This is a genomic window from Cupriavidus sp. UYPR2.512, from assembly GCF_000379565.1.
GTDB lineage: Bacteria > Pseudomonadota > Gammaproteobacteria > Burkholderiales > Burkholderiaceae > Cupriavidus.
In genome coordinates, this window is record NZ_KB903075.1 from 71560 (window position 1) to 86790 (window position 15231).

Annotated in this window: 16 protein-coding genes; 12 read left to right on the top strand and 4 right to left on the bottom strand. The window is 66.7% G+C overall.

The features are described from left to right. Positions 1 to 54: 54 nt before the first annotated feature. The 8 genes from A3A5_RS0120470 (at position 55) to rng (ending at position 7457) form a co-directional block, all read left to right on the top strand. Positions 55 to 780, top strand: a complete 726-nt coding sequence (locus tag A3A5_RS0120470; RefSeq protein ID WP_018312391.1) for a YebC/PmpR family DNA-binding transcriptional regulator — start codon at positions 55 to 57, stop codon at positions 778 to 780. 88 nt (positions 781 to 868) lie between these two features. Then, the gene (gene purD / locus A3A5_RS0120475) at positions 869 to 2137 is read left to right on the top strand and encodes a phosphoribosylamine--glycine ligase (protein ID WP_010812906.1); all 1269 of its coding nucleotides are present in this window, start codon (positions 869 to 871) and stop codon (positions 2135 to 2137) included. A 113-nt stretch (positions 2138 to 2250) separates the two neighbouring features. Then, the gene (hemF, locus tag A3A5_RS0120480; RefSeq protein WP_018312393.1) at positions 2251 to 3162 is read left to right on the top strand and encodes an oxygen-dependent coproporphyrinogen oxidase; all 912 of its coding nucleotides are present in this window, start codon (positions 2251 to 2253) and stop codon (positions 3160 to 3162) included. Positions 3163 to 3172: 10 nt separating this feature from the next. Next, the gene (locus tag A3A5_RS0120485) at positions 3173 to 3907 is read left to right on the top strand and encodes a nicotinate-nucleotide adenylyltransferase (protein WP_018312394.1); all 735 of its coding nucleotides are present in this window, start codon (positions 3173 to 3175) and stop codon (positions 3905 to 3907) included. Between the two features lie 65 nt (positions 3908 to 3972). Then, complete coding sequence (rsfS, locus tag A3A5_RS0120490) at positions 3973 to 4722, top strand: ribosome silencing factor (RefSeq protein ID WP_018312395.1); 750 nt, start codon at positions 3973 to 3975, stop codon at positions 4720 to 4722. 53 nt (positions 4723 to 4775) lie between these two features. After that, positions 4776 to 5255, top strand: a complete 480-nt coding sequence (gene rlmH, locus A3A5_RS0120495; RefSeq protein ID WP_011614787.1) for a 23S rRNA (pseudouridine(1915)-N(3))-methyltransferase RlmH — start codon at positions 4776 to 4778, stop codon at positions 5253 to 5255. A 33-nt stretch (positions 5256 to 5288) separates the two neighbouring features. Next, entirely contained in the window at positions 5289 to 5903 is a 615-nt protein-coding gene (locus tag A3A5_RS0120500; protein WP_018312396.1) for a nucleoside triphosphate pyrophosphatase, read from the top strand. Between the two features lie 87 nt (positions 5904 to 5990). Next, positions 5991 to 7457 carry a ribonuclease G gene (rng, locus tag A3A5_RS0120505; protein WP_018312397.1) on the top strand — a complete coding sequence of 489 codons (1467 nt, stop codon included), beginning with the start codon at positions 5991 to 5993 and terminating at the stop codon, positions 7455 to 7457. A gap of 62 nt (positions 7458 to 7519) precedes the next feature. Here rng and A3A5_RS0120510 read toward each other — a convergent pair whose 3' ends face one another. Next, on the bottom strand, positions 7520 to 7825 hold the full coding sequence (locus A3A5_RS0120510; protein WP_026200949.1) for a hypothetical protein: 306 nt from the start codon (positions 7823 to 7825) through the stop codon (positions 7520 to 7522). Between the two features lie 270 nt (positions 7826 to 8095). Between A3A5_RS0120510 and A3A5_RS0120515 the strand changes: the two genes are divergently transcribed. Next, positions 8096 to 8605 carry a hypothetical protein gene (locus tag A3A5_RS0120515; protein ID WP_018312399.1) on the top strand — a complete coding sequence of 170 codons (510 nt, stop codon included), beginning with the start codon at positions 8096 to 8098 and terminating at the stop codon, positions 8603 to 8605. A 21-nt stretch (positions 8606 to 8626) separates the two neighbouring features. Here A3A5_RS0120515 and A3A5_RS0120520 read toward each other — a convergent pair whose 3' ends face one another. Continuing rightward, positions 8627 to 9217: a peroxidase-related enzyme gene (locus tag A3A5_RS0120520; RefSeq protein ID WP_026200950.1), complete on the bottom strand. Its 591-nt coding sequence runs from the start codon at positions 9215 to 9217 to the stop codon at positions 8627 to 8629. 180 nt (positions 9218 to 9397) lie between these two features. Between A3A5_RS0120520 and waaC the strand changes: the two genes are divergently transcribed. Beyond that, positions 9398 to 10384: a lipopolysaccharide heptosyltransferase I gene (waaC, locus tag A3A5_RS0120525; protein ID WP_026200951.1), complete on the top strand. Its 987-nt coding sequence runs from the start codon at positions 9398 to 9400 to the stop codon at positions 10382 to 10384. Positions 10385 to 10442: 58 nt separating this feature from the next. Here the strand turns inward: waaC and msbA are convergent, their stop codons facing one another. Both msbA and A3A5_RS0120535 read right to left on the bottom strand, forming a co-directional pair. Then, positions 10443 to 12173, bottom strand: coding sequence for a lipid A export permease/ATP-binding protein MsbA (gene msbA, locus A3A5_RS0120530; RefSeq protein WP_018312402.1), 1731 nt, complete (start codon positions 12171 to 12173; stop codon positions 10443 to 10445). Positions 12174 to 12264: 91 nt separating this feature from the next. Then, positions 12265 to 13038 carry a glycosyltransferase family 25 protein gene (locus A3A5_RS0120535; protein ID WP_018312403.1) on the bottom strand — a complete coding sequence of 258 codons (774 nt, stop codon included), beginning with the start codon at positions 13036 to 13038 and terminating at the stop codon, positions 12265 to 12267. A gap of 299 nt (positions 13039 to 13337) precedes the next feature. Here A3A5_RS0120535 and A3A5_RS0120540 point away from each other — a divergent pair, with 299 nt between their 5' ends. After that, entirely contained in the window at positions 13338 to 14117 is a 780-nt protein-coding gene (locus tag A3A5_RS0120540) for a glycosyltransferase family 2 protein (RefSeq protein ID WP_026200953.1), read from the top strand. A gap of 37 nt (positions 14118 to 14154) precedes the next feature. Further along, positions 14155 to 15228: a glycosyltransferase family 4 protein gene (locus A3A5_RS0120545; RefSeq protein ID WP_018312405.1), complete on the top strand. Its 1074-nt coding sequence runs from the start codon at positions 14155 to 14157 to the stop codon at positions 15226 to 15228. Positions 15229 to 15231 lie beyond the last annotated feature (3 nt).

Consider the following 15231-nt stretch of genomic DNA (forward strand, 5'->3'; position numbering starts at 1 on the left):
GGCGACCCCGCACAACATCACCGCAGATCACCGCATTCCGCTTCGGAGAGAATCATGGCCGGTCACTCGAAATGGGCCAATATCAAACACAAGAAGGCCGCCGCTGACGCCAAGCGCGGCAAGATCTGGACCCGCCTGATCAAGGAAATCACCGTTGCCGCCAAGCTTGGCGGCGGCGATGTCGACTCCAACCCGCGCCTGCGCCTGTCGATCGACAAGGCCATGGACGCGAACATGCCCAAGGACAACATCCAGCGCGCCATCCAGCGCGGCGTGGGCGGCATGGAAGGCGCCAACTACGAAGAAATCCGCTACGAGGGCTACGGCCTGGCCGGCGCGGCGATCATCGTCGACTGCCTGACCGACAACCGCACCCGCACCGTGGCCGAAGTGCGCCACGCGTTCTCCAAGCACGGCGGCAACATGGGCAACGAGGGTTCGGTGGCGTTCATGTTCACCCACTGCGGCCAGTTCCTGTATGCCCCCGGCACGCCGGAAGACAAGCTGATGGAAGCCGCGCTGGAAGCCGGCGCCGACGATGTCGTCACCAACGACGACGGCTCGATCGAAGTCACCTGCCCGCCCAACGATTTTTCGGCGGTCAAGGCCGCGCTGGAAGCCGCCGGCTTCAAGGCGGAAGTGGCCGACGTGGTGATGAAGCCGCAGAACGAAGTCAGCTTCAGCGGCGATGACGCGGTCAAGATGCAGAAACTGCTCGACGCCCTGGAAAACCTGGACGACGTGCAGGAAGTCTTCACCAACGCGGTGATCGAAGACTAAAACAGTAACAAGCCCCAACGGCGGCAGCCCGGCTCCAAAGACCCAAGCTGCCGCCTTTTTGCATGCGTTTCTTTTCTGGCAGTGGATCATGAAAGTATTGGTTGTCGGCTCGGGTGGACGTGAACACGCGCTGGCCTGGAAATTGGCCCAGTCCCCCAAGGTGCAGGTGGTGTACGTCGCGCCAGGCAACGGCGGGACCGCGCTCGACAAGCGCCTGCAGAATGTTCCGCTGACCGATCCCGAGGTCATCGCCGCCTTTGCCGAGCGCGAGGGCGTGGCCTTCACCGTGGTCGGCCCCGAGGCCCCGCTGGCCGCAGGCATCGTCGATATCTTCCGCGCCAAGGGCCTGCGCATCTTCGGGCCCACCCAGGCTGCCGCGCAGCTGGAATCATCCAAGGACTTCGCCAAGGCGTTCATGGAGCGCCACGGCATCCCGACCGCCGCTTACCAGACCTTCTCCGACGCCACCCAGGCGCACGCCTACATCGACGCCCAGGGCGCGCCGATCGTGATCAAGGCCGACGGCCTGGCCGCGGGCAAGGGCGTGGTAGTGGCGATGTCGCTGGAAGAAGCGCACACCGCGGTCGACATGATGCTGGCCGACAACAAGCTCGGCGATGCCGGCGCGCGCGTGGTGATCGAAGAGTTCCTGGACGGCGAGGAAGCCAGCTTTATCGTGCTGGTCGACGGCAAGAACGTGCTGGCGCTGGCCACCAGCCAGGACCACAAGCGCCTGCTGGACGCTGACGCCGGCCCCAACACCGGCGGCATGGGCGCGTATTCCCCCGCCCCGGTGGTCACGCCCGCGCTGCATGCGCGCGCGCTGCGCGAGATCATCCTGCCGACCGTGCGCGGCATGGAAAAGGACGGCATCCCGTACACCGGCTTCCTGTACGCCGGCCTGATGATCGACAAGGATGGCAACCTGAAGACGCTGGAATTCAACTGCCGCATGGGCGACCCCGAAACCCAGCCGATCCTGGCGCGCCTGAAGACCGACCTGGTCGATGTGATGGAGCACGCCGTCAATGGCAAGCTCGACAGCATCGAACTGGACTGGGACCGCCGCACCGCGCTGGGCGTGGTGATGGCCGCCTACGGCTATCCCGACAGCCCGCGCAAGGGTGATGCCATCACCGGCATCCCGGCGGAAACCGACGACAGCGTGACCTTCCACGCCGGCACCACCCTCAAGGACGGCACCCTGCTGACCTCGGGCGGGCGCGTGCTGTGCGTGGTGGGCCTGGCCGACACCGTCAAGGCAGCGCAGCGCGCCGCCTATGCCGCGGTCGAGCAGATCCGCTTCGACGGCATGCAGTACCGGACCGACATCGGCTACCGCGCCATCAAGCGCTGAACCGTCACGGCGAACGGCCTCAGCCAGTACAATCGTGACAACATTGTGAAGCACCCGGCAGCCAGCACGGCTGCCGGACGCCCACAGCCGGGTCCACCCGCATTCCGCCAATCATGATCGATTCCCAGGCAGTCCGTGCCTATCTGCTCGGTCTGCAAGACCGCATCACCGATGCCATCGGTGCCATCGACGGCCAGCCGTTCCTGACCGACGCCTGGGAGAAACCGCCCACCGACCGCCTGCGCGGCAGCGGCCGCACCCGCATCCTGGAAGGCGGCGCGGTGATGGAGCGCGCCGGCGTGGGCTTCTCGCACGTCAGCGGCGACACCCTGCCGCCGTCGGCCACGGCCAACCGGCCGGAGCTGGCCGGGCGCAGCTTCGAGGCCATGGGCGTGTCGCTGGTGTTCCACCCGCGCAATCCCTATGTGCCCACGGTCCACATGAACGTGCGCTGCTTCCTGGCGGTCAAGCCCGGGGCCGAGCCGGTATGGTGGTTCGGCGGCGGCATGGACCTGACGCCCTACTACGGCGACGCCGGCGACTGCACCCACTTCCACCGCACCTGCCAGCAGGCGCTGGCCCCCTATGGCGACGACCTGTACCCGCGCTTCAAGCAGTGGTGCGACGAGTATTTCTTCCTGCGCCACCGCAACGAGGCGCGCGGCGTGGGCGGGATCTTCTTCGATGACTTTTCCGCGCTGGGCTTCGAGCGCAGCTTTGCGATGATGCAATCGGTCGGCGACGCCTTCCTGGCGGCCTACCTGCCGATCCTGCAGGCGCGCAAGGACACGCCCTACGGCGAGCGCGAGCGCGGCTTCCAGGCCTACCGGCGCGGGCGCTACGTCGAATTCAACCTCGTGTTCGACCGCGGCACGCTGTTCGGCCTGCAATCGGGCGGACGCGCCGAATCCATCCTGATGTCGATGCCGCCGCTGGTGACCTGGCGCTATGACTGGCAACCGGAACCGGGCAGCCCCGAAGCGGCGCTGTACACCGATTTCCTGCCGGCGCGCGACTGGGCCTGACGCCTGACCTATGGCCAATCCAGCGCAACGCCGCAAGCCCGCCGCCGACGCGGGAGAACCGCCGCAACCGTCCGCCCGCCCCTATCGCCTGGGTATCCTTGGCGGCACTTTCGACCCACCCCATGTCGGCCACCTGGCACTGGCGCGGCTGTGCATCGAACACCTTGGGCTGGATGAGCTGGTGTGGATTCCCACCGGCCAGTCGTGGCAAAAAGGCGACGACGTGACCCCTGCCGCCGATCGCCTGGCCATGACCGGACTGGCCGCCGCGGCGCTTGGCGACAGCGGCGCCAAAGTCCGCGTGAGCCGCATGGAAGTGGACCGCGCCGGTCCCAGCTACACCATCGACACCGTACGCCAGCTGCGCGCCGAATACGGCCCCGAAGCCTCGCTGTGCTGGCTGATGGGCGCCGACCAGCTGCTGCGCCTGCACACCTGGCACGGCTGGCAGGCACTGTTCGAACACGTGCACCTGTGCACCGCCACGCGGCCGCGCTTTGCGCTGGCGGCACTGGAGGGGCCGGTGCTGGCGGCACTGGCCGAGCGCCAGGCTGACACGCACCTGATACAATGCACGCCCTCCGGCCGGATGTGGATTGACCAGACGCTCGCCGTCGACCTGTCTTCCACCCACCTGCGCCAGCGGCTGGCAGCCGGCCAGCCGGCAGATGACCAACTGCCGCCCGGCGTGGCACACTACATTGCCAACCACGGGCTGTACCGCAACGCCCCGGCCAGGGCATGACCGGGGTTGGTTGTACCAATCCCGGCGCCCACCCCCAACCGATCTCAGCTGAACAAGAAGACACCATGGATATTCGTAAACTGCAACGCGCCATCGTCGACGGCCTCGAGGATGTCAAAGCGCAGGACATCAAGGTGTACGACACCAGCCACCTGACCGAACTGTTCGACCGGGTGGTGATTGCCAGCGGGACATCCAACCGCCAGACCAAGGCGCTGGCAGCGTCGGTGCGGGATACGGTGAAGGGAGCCGGCGGCCATATCGTGGCGGTCGAGGGCCTGGAAACCGGCGAATGGGTGCTGGTCGACTGCGGCGACGCCGTGGTCCACATCCTGCAGCCGCAGTTGCGCCTGTACTACAACCTGGAAGAGATCTGGGGCGACAAGCCGGTGCGCATGAAGCTGGCCACCGGCGGCCGTGGCCTGGCCAAGGCCAGCGAGCCGATGGACGAGGACGAGGATGAAGCCCCGGTGCGCACCGTGCGCCGCGCCAGCAACCTGCGCCCCGCGCTGGCCCGCCTGCCCGAAGGCATGAAGGAGCCGTCGCCGCCGATGGGCCATGAGGACACCGACGCGGACGCCATCGCCACCATCCGCAAGCCGGCCCGCAAGACCGCCACCAAGACCGCCACCAAGACGGCAGCCACCAAGACCGCCGGCACCCGTGCCGCCGCGCCGCGCAAGACCGCTGCCGGCACCACCGCGCGCAAGGCTGCAACCAAGACCGCGGCGAAGAAGGCCCCGAGCAAGACCGCTGCCAGCAAGACCGCAGCGGCCAAGCCGGCCGCGCGCAAGCGCACCACCCGCTCGGCCTGAGCCCCGCTGCGCGGCCGCCAGGCGGCCGCGCCGCATGACCCATCCTCAGCCCCATGCAACTGGTGATCGTGGCCGTCGGCCACAAGATGCCCGGCTGGATCGAAACCGGCTTCAGCGAGTACGCCAAGCGCATGCCGCCCGAGCTGCGCATCGAACTGCGCGAGGTCAAGCCCGAAACCCGCTCGTCCAGCAACAACGCCGCCACCGTGATGCAGCGCGAAGCTGCGCGCATCGAGGCGGTGCTGGGCTCGCTGTCGAAGCAGTGCCGCATCGTCGCGCTGGATGAGCGCGGGCGCGACTTCACCACTGTGCAACTGGCCGCGCAGCTGACCGACTGGCAGCGCGAGGGCGGCGACGTGGCCTTCCTGATCGGCGGCGCCGACGGGCTCGACCCGGCCCTGAAAGCCCGCGCCAGCACCCTGATCCGGCTGTCCAGCCTGACCCTGCCGCACGGCATGGTGCGCGTGCTGCTGGCCGAGCAGCTGTACCGCGCCTGGTCCGTCACGCAGAACCACCCCTATCATCGGGCCTGATCCCGGCTATCGCCGGAAGGCCCCTCCGCCGCGATGCCCGACACCCTGCACGACTATCTTTACCTCGCCTCGCAGAGCCCGCGCCGCCGCGAGCTGTTGACCCAGCTCGGCGTGCGCTACGAACTGCTGCTGGCTGATGACGACGAGGATGCCGAAGCGCTTGAGGCCGTCCAGCCCGGCGAAACCCCCGACGACTACGTCCAGCGCGTCTGCGCGCTGAAGGCCGAAGCCGCGCTGCGCCGCCGCGAACGCCGCGCGCTGCCCGATGCGCCGGTGCTGACCTCCGACACCACGGTCTGCCTGGGCGGCCGCATCCTGGGCAAACCCGCCGACGGCGCCGATGCCGCGGCCATGCTGGGCGCGCTCTCGGGCAGCACCCACCGCGTCCTGACCGCAGTGACGATCGTGTCGACCACAGGCATGCGGCATGCGCTGTCGATCTCCGAAGTCACCTTCCGCCCGATGCAGCCCGCCGAGATCGAGCGCTACGTCGCCAGCGGCGAGCCGCTCGGCAAGGCCGGTGCCTACGGCATCCAGGGCCGCGCGGCCGAGTTCGTGGAGCGGATCGCGGGCAGCTATTCAGGTATCATGGGCTTGCCCTTGTTTGAGACGGCGGCGTTACTTCGCCAGGCCCGCCTGCAGTTCTGAGCAGCGCCCTCCGTGCCCAGACAAGACCCGGCCCCCGCGCCGGGCCACCCTATACAGCCGGGCCACCGGCGACGCGTTTCACCCGCTATGACTGAAGACATCCTCGTCAACATCACGCCCCAAGAGACCCGCGTCGCCATCGTGCAGCAGGCCGCCGTGCAGGAACTGCATGTCGAACGCACGCTGACGCGCGGGCTGGTCGGCAATATCTACCTGGGCAAGGTGGTGCGCGTGCTGCCCGGCATGCAATCGGCCTTTATCGACATCGGCCTGGAACGCGCCGCCTTCCTGCACGTGGCCGACATCTGGCATCCGCGCGATGCCGACCGCAACAATTCCACCCCGCAGCTGGCCATCGAGAAAACCCTGTTCGAGGGCCAGGCGCTGATGGTGCAGGTGATCAAGGATCCGATCGGCACCAAGGGGGCGCGGCTGTCGACGCAAGTGAGCATCGCCGGGCGCACGCTTGTCTACCTGCCGCAGGATCCGCATATCGGCATCTCGCAGCGCATCGAAGGCGAAGTGGACCGCGAGGCGCTGCGCAACCGAGTACAGGGCCTGGTGCCCGCGGACGAGCGCGGCGGCTTTATCGTGCGCACCATCGCCGAGGAAGCGACCGACGAGGAACTCGGCAACGATATCGCCTACCTGCGCAAGATCTGGGGCGCGATCCGGCAGAACGCCACCACCCAGCCCGCGCCCAGCCTGCTCTACCAGGACCTGAATCTGGCCCAGCGCGTGCTGCGCGACTTTATCAACGACGCCACCGGCGTGATCCAGATCGACTCGCGCGAGAACTACCAGATGCTGCTGGAGTTCGCCAAGGAATACACCCCGGCGGTGCTGCCGCGACTGTCGCACTACACCGGCGAGCGCCCGATCTTCGACCTGTTCAATATCGACGCCGAGATCGAGAAGGCGCTGTCGCGCCGGGTTGACCTGAAGTCGGGCGGCTACCTGATGATCGACCAGACCGAGGCGATGACGACCATCGACGTCAACACCGGCGGCTACGTGGGCGCGCGCAATTTCGACGACACCATCTTCAAGACCAACCTTGAGGCGGCCCACACCATCGCGCGGCAGCTGCGCCTGCGCAACCTCGGCGGCATCATCATCATCGACTTTATCGATATGGAGAACGCCGAGCACCGCGACGCGGTGCTGTCCGAGCTGAAGCGAGCGCTCGCACGTGACCGCACCCGCATCACGGTCAACAGCTTCTCGCAACTGGGCCTGGTAGAGATGACGCGCAAGCGCACGCGCGAGTCGCTGGCGCATGTGCTGTGCGAGCAATGCCCGGTCTGCCAGGGCAAGGGCCAGGTCAAGACGCCGCGCACGGCCTGCTACGACATCCTGCGCGAGATCATGCGCGAATCGCGCCAGTTCAACCCGCGCGAATTCCGCATCCTGGCCTCGCAGGAAGTGATCGACCTGTTCCTGGAAGAAGAAAGCCAGCATCTGGCGATGCTTGGCGACTTCATCGGCAAGCCGATTTCGCTGCAGGTGGAATCGACGTTCCACCAGGAGCAATACGACATCATCCTGATGTGAAGATGCCGGCGCAGGCATGGAAAGGCCCGCTCACTGGCGGGCCTTTCTGCATTCTGGCCGGGCTAGGGCCGGATCACGACTTGCGGACTCACCACGAAGGCGGGTTCGGGCTGGTAATACACAGCCGGCGGCGGCTGGTACACGACCGGCCGGTCCTTGCACTTGCGCTCTTCCTTGTACTCGCCGTTGTCTTTCCACTTGCGCTTGATCTTGCAGTTGCCGACCCAGAACTCTTCCTTGTAGTCGCCGCCCTTGTACCGGCGCGCGTAGTGGTGATCGTCGTCCCAGTCGTCGGCATGGGCGGCGGCGGAGATGGTGCCAAGGAGCACGGGCAATACAACTAGGGAAACAAAGACGCGGGGCTTCATTTTTGGGGGCGGCAAGCGATGGTTGAGGAAGGCTAGCACGCCAAATCCCGCATCTGTGTATCAAGCTGTTTACGAACGTAACCACGTTGCGGCGCCTGCGCCTGTCCGCCTGCGTCCGCCTCCTTACGGACTCGGGGATGGTCCTACTCCAATTCCGTTTGCCATCCGCTATAACTAAGCCAAGGTAGTCAGCGGCATCCGCACGGATGCCGCGCCCGGCTTGCCGCCCCGATGCGAGGCGCGGCCCGGTCGGCAAGCAAGGAGTCCGGCATGAACGCCACGAACCATGGGGCCTGTCTGCTGGCCGTTCTGTTGTCGGTGGCGTGCGCGCCATTGCCGATCGCCCAGCGCGCGCCCGTACCGCCGCCCGAGGCGAAGGGCGAAGCTGCCGCCGCGCCCAAGGAGCGCGCCACCCCGATCGCGAACAAGACCATCAACATTGCCGCCGCCTGCAAGCGCACCGAGGAAGACGGCTTCCGCGAAGACGCGCTGATGGACGTCAAGGCCAACGAAGTGCGTGCGCTCAAGTGGAAGCTGTGGGTATCGCGGCGCGGCAGTTGCGAATTCAACCTGGCCGAGTTCCGCCAGGTCCGCGAGACCCCGCACATCGAACTGCAGGCCATCGACGGCAGCCAGTGCAAGCTGCTGGTGTGGCAGGACCCGCGCCGCGTGACGCTGGCCCATGCCCGCTGCGAGAAGCACTGCACGCCCGGCATCTACGAGCAGGCGTGGCCGGTGCTGTTCGATCCGAAGAGCGGAGCCTGCGCCGAAGTGCGCTGACCCCGATCGCCGGCGTTACCTTTACCTGGCCTTTGGCACCCGGCCCATCAGGTAGAACTCGTCGTTCGGGCGCATGCTGATCGTGTTCGCCATCCGGTTCGACAGGCCGAAGAACGCCGTGATGGCGGCAATATCCCAGGCATCCTCCTCGGAAAAACCGTGCTCGCGCAGCGCAGCAAAGTCGGCATCGCCCACTTCATGCGACGCCTTGCACACCTTCATCGCAAAGTCGAGCATCGCGCGCTGGCGCGGCGCAATATCCGCCTTCAGGTAGTTCACCGCCACCTGGTCCGCCACCAGCGGCTTCTTCTCATAGATGCGCAGGATCGCGCCATGCGCTACCACGCAGTACAGGCACTGGTTGGCACCGGAGGTCGCCACTACGATCATCTCGCGCTCGCCCTTGGTCAGGCCGCCGTCCTTGAGCATGAGCGCGTCGTGGTAGGAGAAGAACGCGCGGAACTCGTCGGGTCGGTGCGCCAGCGCCAGGAAGACGTTGGGGACGAAGCCGGCTTTTTCCTGGACCTCCAGGATGCGGGCGCGGATGTCGTCGGGGAGATCGGTCAGCGCGGGGATGGGGTAGCGGCTGATGGGGAATGCCGTGTCGGACATGGTGGTCTCCGGTTGGATATGCTTCATCGATCGTGAGCTTCTGATGCAGATACTAACGGATCGGCTCGTGCGTGGCGGGCGCCATGTCGCCCACGCATCGCACGGACACATGTCCGATGGATAAGGCATACTACGCACCTTCCGAACCAGGCGGGCATGCTGCCCGCCCTACTGTTCCTGATGAAACGTATTCTCATCGTCAAGCTGACCTCCCTCGGCGACATGGTGTTCACCCAGCCGCTGGTCGCAGACCTGCAGCGGGCTTTTCCCGGCGTCAAGATCGACTGGATCGCCGACGAATATTGCGCCGACGTGCCGCGCTGGAATCCGAATATCGAGCGTGTGATTTCCGCGCCGCTGCGCGGCTTCAAGAAGTCGCGCAATTGGGCTGGCTTGCGTGCGATCTTCAGTGCACTGCGTGAACTGCGCCGCGAGAAGTATGATGCGGTGCTGGACGTCCACGGCGTCTACAAGAGCGCCATCGTGACGTTCCTGGCACGCACGCGCAAGCGCTATGGCTACCCCGTGCAAGAGTTGGGCGAGAGCGGCGCTCGCTTCGCCTACAACCGTGTGTTCCAGCCATTTGTCGAAGAAGATTGCGCGCGGCAGCGGATGCGCCGCGCCGTCAGCCGCGCCTTGGGCTATGAGCTGGCCAGGGAGATGGACTACGGCCTGGAGATGCCCGCAGACACGCCGGCGCTGGCCGCCAAGGGTCCGTACGCGATGCTGTTCCATGCCACCTCGAGCGAAGAAAAGAAGTGGCCGGTCGCCGACTGGATCAGCGTGGGCAGCGCGATCTCGGCGCGCGGGCTGCGCGTGCTGGTGCCCTGGGGCAACGACGCGGAGCGCAAGGAAGCCGAAACCATCGCCGCCAGCGTGCCCAACGCCGAAGTGATGCCGCGCCTGAGCATCACCGGCGTGGCGCAGATGGTAGGCAAGGCATCGCTGGTGGTTGGCATGGACACCGGCTTCGTGCATATCGCCGATGCGCTGCGCCGCCCGACCGTGATCCTGTTCACGACCACGTCGCGCCACCTGTACGGCGTCGATGCGCCGGGCCGCGCGGTCTCGCTGGGCGGCGGCGGCGCGGTGCCGCGGCGGGATCAGGTGCTGGCTGCCATCGATGAAGTGCTGGGCGTGCAGCCGCCCGTCACCTCGCCAAACTGAGCACGATGGAAACGACAAAGGCCGGCGCAAGCGCCGGCCTTTGTCGTTGGTAGGTCCGTTACCCTCGCTGCGTCGCGAACTGGATCCGGTGCAGCCCGGCGTACAGGCCGTTGGCCGCCAGCAGCTGCGCATGCGTGCCCTGCTCCGCCACGCGGCCCTGGTCCAGCACGGCGATGCGGTCGGCGTTCTCGATGGTGGACAACCGGTGCGCAATCACCAGCGTGGTCCGGCCCTTCATCAGTGCCTCCAGCGCCGCCTGCACCTGGCGCTCCGACTCCGAATCCAGTGCCGAAGTGGCCTCGTCCAGGATCAGGATCGGTGCGTTCTTGTACAGCGCCCGGGCAATCGCCAGCCGCTGGCGCTGGCCACCGGACAGCTTCATGCCGTTGTCGCCGATATTGGTGTTCAGGCCCTCCGGCAGCCCCTTGACCGTTTCCGTCAGGTAGGCGGCCGCCAGCGCGCGCTCGACGCGGGCCATGTCGATCTCGCTGTCGGATTGCGTGCCATATGCCACATTGGCGGCGACGGTGTCGTTGAACAGCACCACGTCCTGGCTGACGAAGGCAATCTGGTTGCGCAGGTCCTTCAGCGACAACTCGGTCAGCGGCGTGCCGTCCAGCAGGATGCGCCCGGCAGTGGGGTCGAAGAAGCGCGGCACCAGGTTGACCAGCGTGGTCTTGCCGCTGCCCGACGGGCCCACCAGCGCCACCACCTCGCCCGGACTGACACGCAGGTCAATGCCCTCCAGCGCGGCGCGCGATGCTTCACCGTAGCGGAAGCCGACTTGCTCGAAGGCCAATTCGCCACGGGCACGATCCAGCATCTTGCCACCGTCCTGCGGCTCGATCGGTTCATCGATCAGCCGGAAGATCATCTCAGCTGCGGTGATGCCGCGCGTCAGCGGCTGGTTGATGTCGGTCAGGTGCTTGAGCGGCGAGATCAGCAGCAGCATCGCCATCACAAAGCCGGTAAAACCCCCCACCGTGGTCTGGTTGGCCTGCGCCTGCACCATCGCAATGGTGATGATCACCGACAGCGCCAGCGCGGCCAGGAAGGCCGTGACCGGCTGGTTCAGCCCGCCGGCAACCGCCATGCGCATCGAGTAGTTCTTGAGCCGCTCGGCCACGGTGCGGAAGCGGCCCATCTCGTAGGCTTCGCCGCCGTGCAGCTTGACCACCTTGTAGCCGCCCACGGCCTCTTCCACGACATAGGCAGCGTTGTTGGTAAATGCCTGGTGATCGCGGTTGAGCTTGCGCAGCCGGCGGTTGATCTTCGACATCAGGTAGCCAATCACCGGCAGGATCACCGCCACGATCAGGGTCAGGCGCCAGTTGGTATAGAAGAGGTAGATCAGCAGCGCGACAACCGTCAGCGAGTCCCGCACCAGCGTGATAAAGACGCTGGTCAGGATCTGCAGCACCTGGTTGACCTCGAAGATCACGGCATTGATCAGCGAAGCCGCCGTGTTGCGGTGGAAGAACGACGCCGGCGCCTGCAGCAGGCGCTCGAACATCTGCAGGCGCATCTTCAGCAGCACGCGGTTCGAGATCAGGTTCAGCAGGTAGCCCGAGGCAAACTGCGCCACGCCGCGGATCAGGGCCACGCCGGTCAGGATGGCGGGGACATGCCACAGCGTGCCGGCGTAATCGCCGCCGAAGCCCTTGTCGAGCAGATCGTTGACGACCTTGGGAATCACCCCTTCGCTGCCCGCCACGACCGCCATGGCAAGGATGGCGCCGACGAAGATGCGCAGTTCAGGGCGCAGGTAAGACCAGAGCCGGCTGGCCATGCTGGACGGCACGGCGGCACCTGGCGAAATGGGCGGTTTGGATGTGGTCACTGATATGTCTTCTGTGTGGAGGCGGCGTGCCGGCCCGGCGCTAGCCCGGCCGCTTCTGCCGGGCTACCCGAAGGAAGGGCCTGACGATGAGCTGGAACAGGAAGCGCTGATAGACGTAGCGGCGCAGATAATAGCCGATGCTGCGGCGAGCCTTGTCGGTGGCGTCCAGGTCGGCGCGATGCGTTTCGAGCGACGAGGTCTCGGCCAGGTCGGTCAGGCCGATGCAATACGGCACCACCGCGCTGACCGACACCAGGCCCTGCTTTTCGAAGGCCGACCAGTAGTCGGCCGCGCACCACATCGGCTGCAAGCCCGCCAGCAGCCGCTGCGCCGCGGCGCGCGTCACCACGTAGCCGTGCGCGCGCCACCATTCGCCGTAGCGCCTGACCAGGCGTCGTTCGCCGCCGAGCCTGCGGGCACCCCAGCGGGTGTACTTGTCGACATGGGACAGCAGCACCACCTCGGCCCGGTCCGGATCCAGGCGCGACTCCAGGTCGGCCAGCACGGTGGCCAGGTCGGGGCCAGGCGAAGCATCGTCCTCCAGCACCAGCGCAAAGGCGGCGCCGTCGTCCAGCATCTTGCGGTACACCCCAAGGTGGCTCAACCCGCACCCGACCTCGCCCCGGCTCATGGGCCGGTAGCGCGCGGCGGCCGCGGCGGCATCGTACTTGCTGGCCACCTCCTCCTCCGCCAGCACGCGGCCATCCACGGCCCGGAACACCTGGAACGGGATGCCAAGGCCCGCCAGCTGGCCGGAAATGCGCTCCCGGCGTTCCAGCGCGGTGTCGAGATTGATGACGTAAGCGCCGATCATGCGGCCAGCGCCTGTGCGTCCGGTCTTGCCCGGATTGCAGCCGGGAAGAGAGAGACCAATGCTGCACGCGCAGGCAGAAGGGAGACTTCTTTCATCCCGGCGGAACGGGACAATTGTGCTCGTATCATCAATTTGTGTTTCAGGAAACGGCCCGCGAGCCGACTCGATGGCATCAGGGTGCGCGAAGGGCGCCATGCGCCGGTGCGGTAGAATACGCGGTCTCGATCCAGCGCCTGGCGCCGTGGGCGACTCCGGCGGCCCGCCGGTCTTGTCCGACCTGCGTGCCTCCCCTATGTTCCATGAGAGTCTCGGCCGTCATCATTACCAGGAATGAAGCTCACAATATCGGGCCATGCCTCGAAAGCGTGTCCTGGTGCGAAGAGGCGATTATAGTGGATTGGGCCAGCACGGATGACACAGTGGCGATTGCGCGTGCCGCCGGCGCCACGGTCATCCAGACCGACGACTGGCCCGGGTTCGGCCCGCAGAAGAACCGCGCGGTCGACGCCGCCACGGGCGACTGGATCCTGAGTCTCGATGCCGATGAACGTGTCACGCCCGCCTTGCGCGACGAGATCCTGGGCCAGCTGGAGCGCGCCAACGCCCACGCGCTTGCGCTGCCGCGCCTGTCAGCGTTCTGCGGCACCTTCGTGCGCCACGCAGGCTGGTATCCGGACTATGTGACCCGCGTCTTCCGCAAGGGCCGCGGCCGCTTCACGAATGACCTGGTCCACGAACACCTGAAGGTGGACGATCCGGTCACCCATCTGCGCGAGCCGCTGATCCATTACAGCTACCGCACACTGTCGGACGTGCTGCGCAAGATCGACAGCTACTCCAGCGCAGGCGCGCAGCAGGCCTACGCGCGGGGCAAGCGCAGCTCGGTGGCGTCCGCCGCGGGCCACGGCCTGTGGGCCTTCATCCGGACCTATCTGCTCAAACGCGGCTTCCTGGACGGCAGCGCAGGCTTCGGCGTGGCGCTGATGAATGCGCAGGCAAGCTACTACAAGTACGCCAAGCTGGCGCAGTTGCAGGCCGACGCCGATATCAAGGCAGCCGCCCCTGAGGTCACCCGTTGAGGTCGCCGGCCGCCCCTCCTCTCTATTCCATGCATCGATGAAAGTTGGCATCTCCTGCAATCGCTTCGGCGCTGGCGGCGGCCTGGAACGCTATGCGCTCGACATCAGCCGGGCAATGGCGGGCCGCGCCGGCACCGAGGTATCGGTCTACGCGCGCCGCTTCGACGCCGGCATGGCGCAGTCGGCCGGCATTGCCCCGCACCGGATCGTGGTGTCGTGGCTGCCCGGCAAGCTGCGCGACCGCTACTTCTCGTGGCGGCTGCAAGCGCGCCGTCCCGCGGATGAAGTGCTGATCGGCTGCAACCGCGTGCGCGGCTCCGATATCGCCATCTGCGGCGGCACCCATCGCGGCTATCTCGCTGCACGCGGCACGACAGCGCGCCGCTCGGACCACTGGCAGATCGAACTTGAGAGTGCCCAGTACGCCGGGGCGCACCGCGTGGTCGCGCACTCCGCCTTGATGCAGCGGGAGGTAGTTGAGCTGTACGGCATCCCCGAAGATCGCGTCGAGCTGATCTACCCGCCGGTCGATACGCAGCGCTTCACCCCGGTCGATGCCGCCACCCGGGCGGCCCTGCGCCGCGAGTTCGGCTTCGGCGACGACGAGATCGTCTTCCTGTTCCCGTCGTCGGGCCATGCCCGCAAGGGCTTCGACCTGCTGGCCGACTACTTCTCGAAATCCAGCCTGCCGATCACACTGGCGGTGGCTGGGCGCCCGGTCGGGCGCACCATCGCGCGGGTCCGTGAACTGGGCTACAGCAGCAGGATCGACGCGCTCTACCGCGCCGCGGACTTCACCATCCTGGCATCAGGCTATGAGCCGTTCGGGCTGGTCGGCGTGGAATCGGTGCTGTGCGGCACACCGCTGGTCTTTGCTGACAATATCGCCTGCCTGGAGGTGATCCGGGCGCAGGCCGTGCATGCGTTTTCACGCGAACGTGCCGAAACGCTGGACCATGCCATTCGCGCCGCGGTCGACTCGGCGCGCGCCGGCAAGGGCCGGCTGGCGAACCCGATTGCGATGCTGGACTACGATCCCGGCATCGACGCCCATGTCGATGCCCTGCTGACGCTGGCCGCCAGCGCGCGCGCCGCCCGGCAGGCGGCCTGAGGC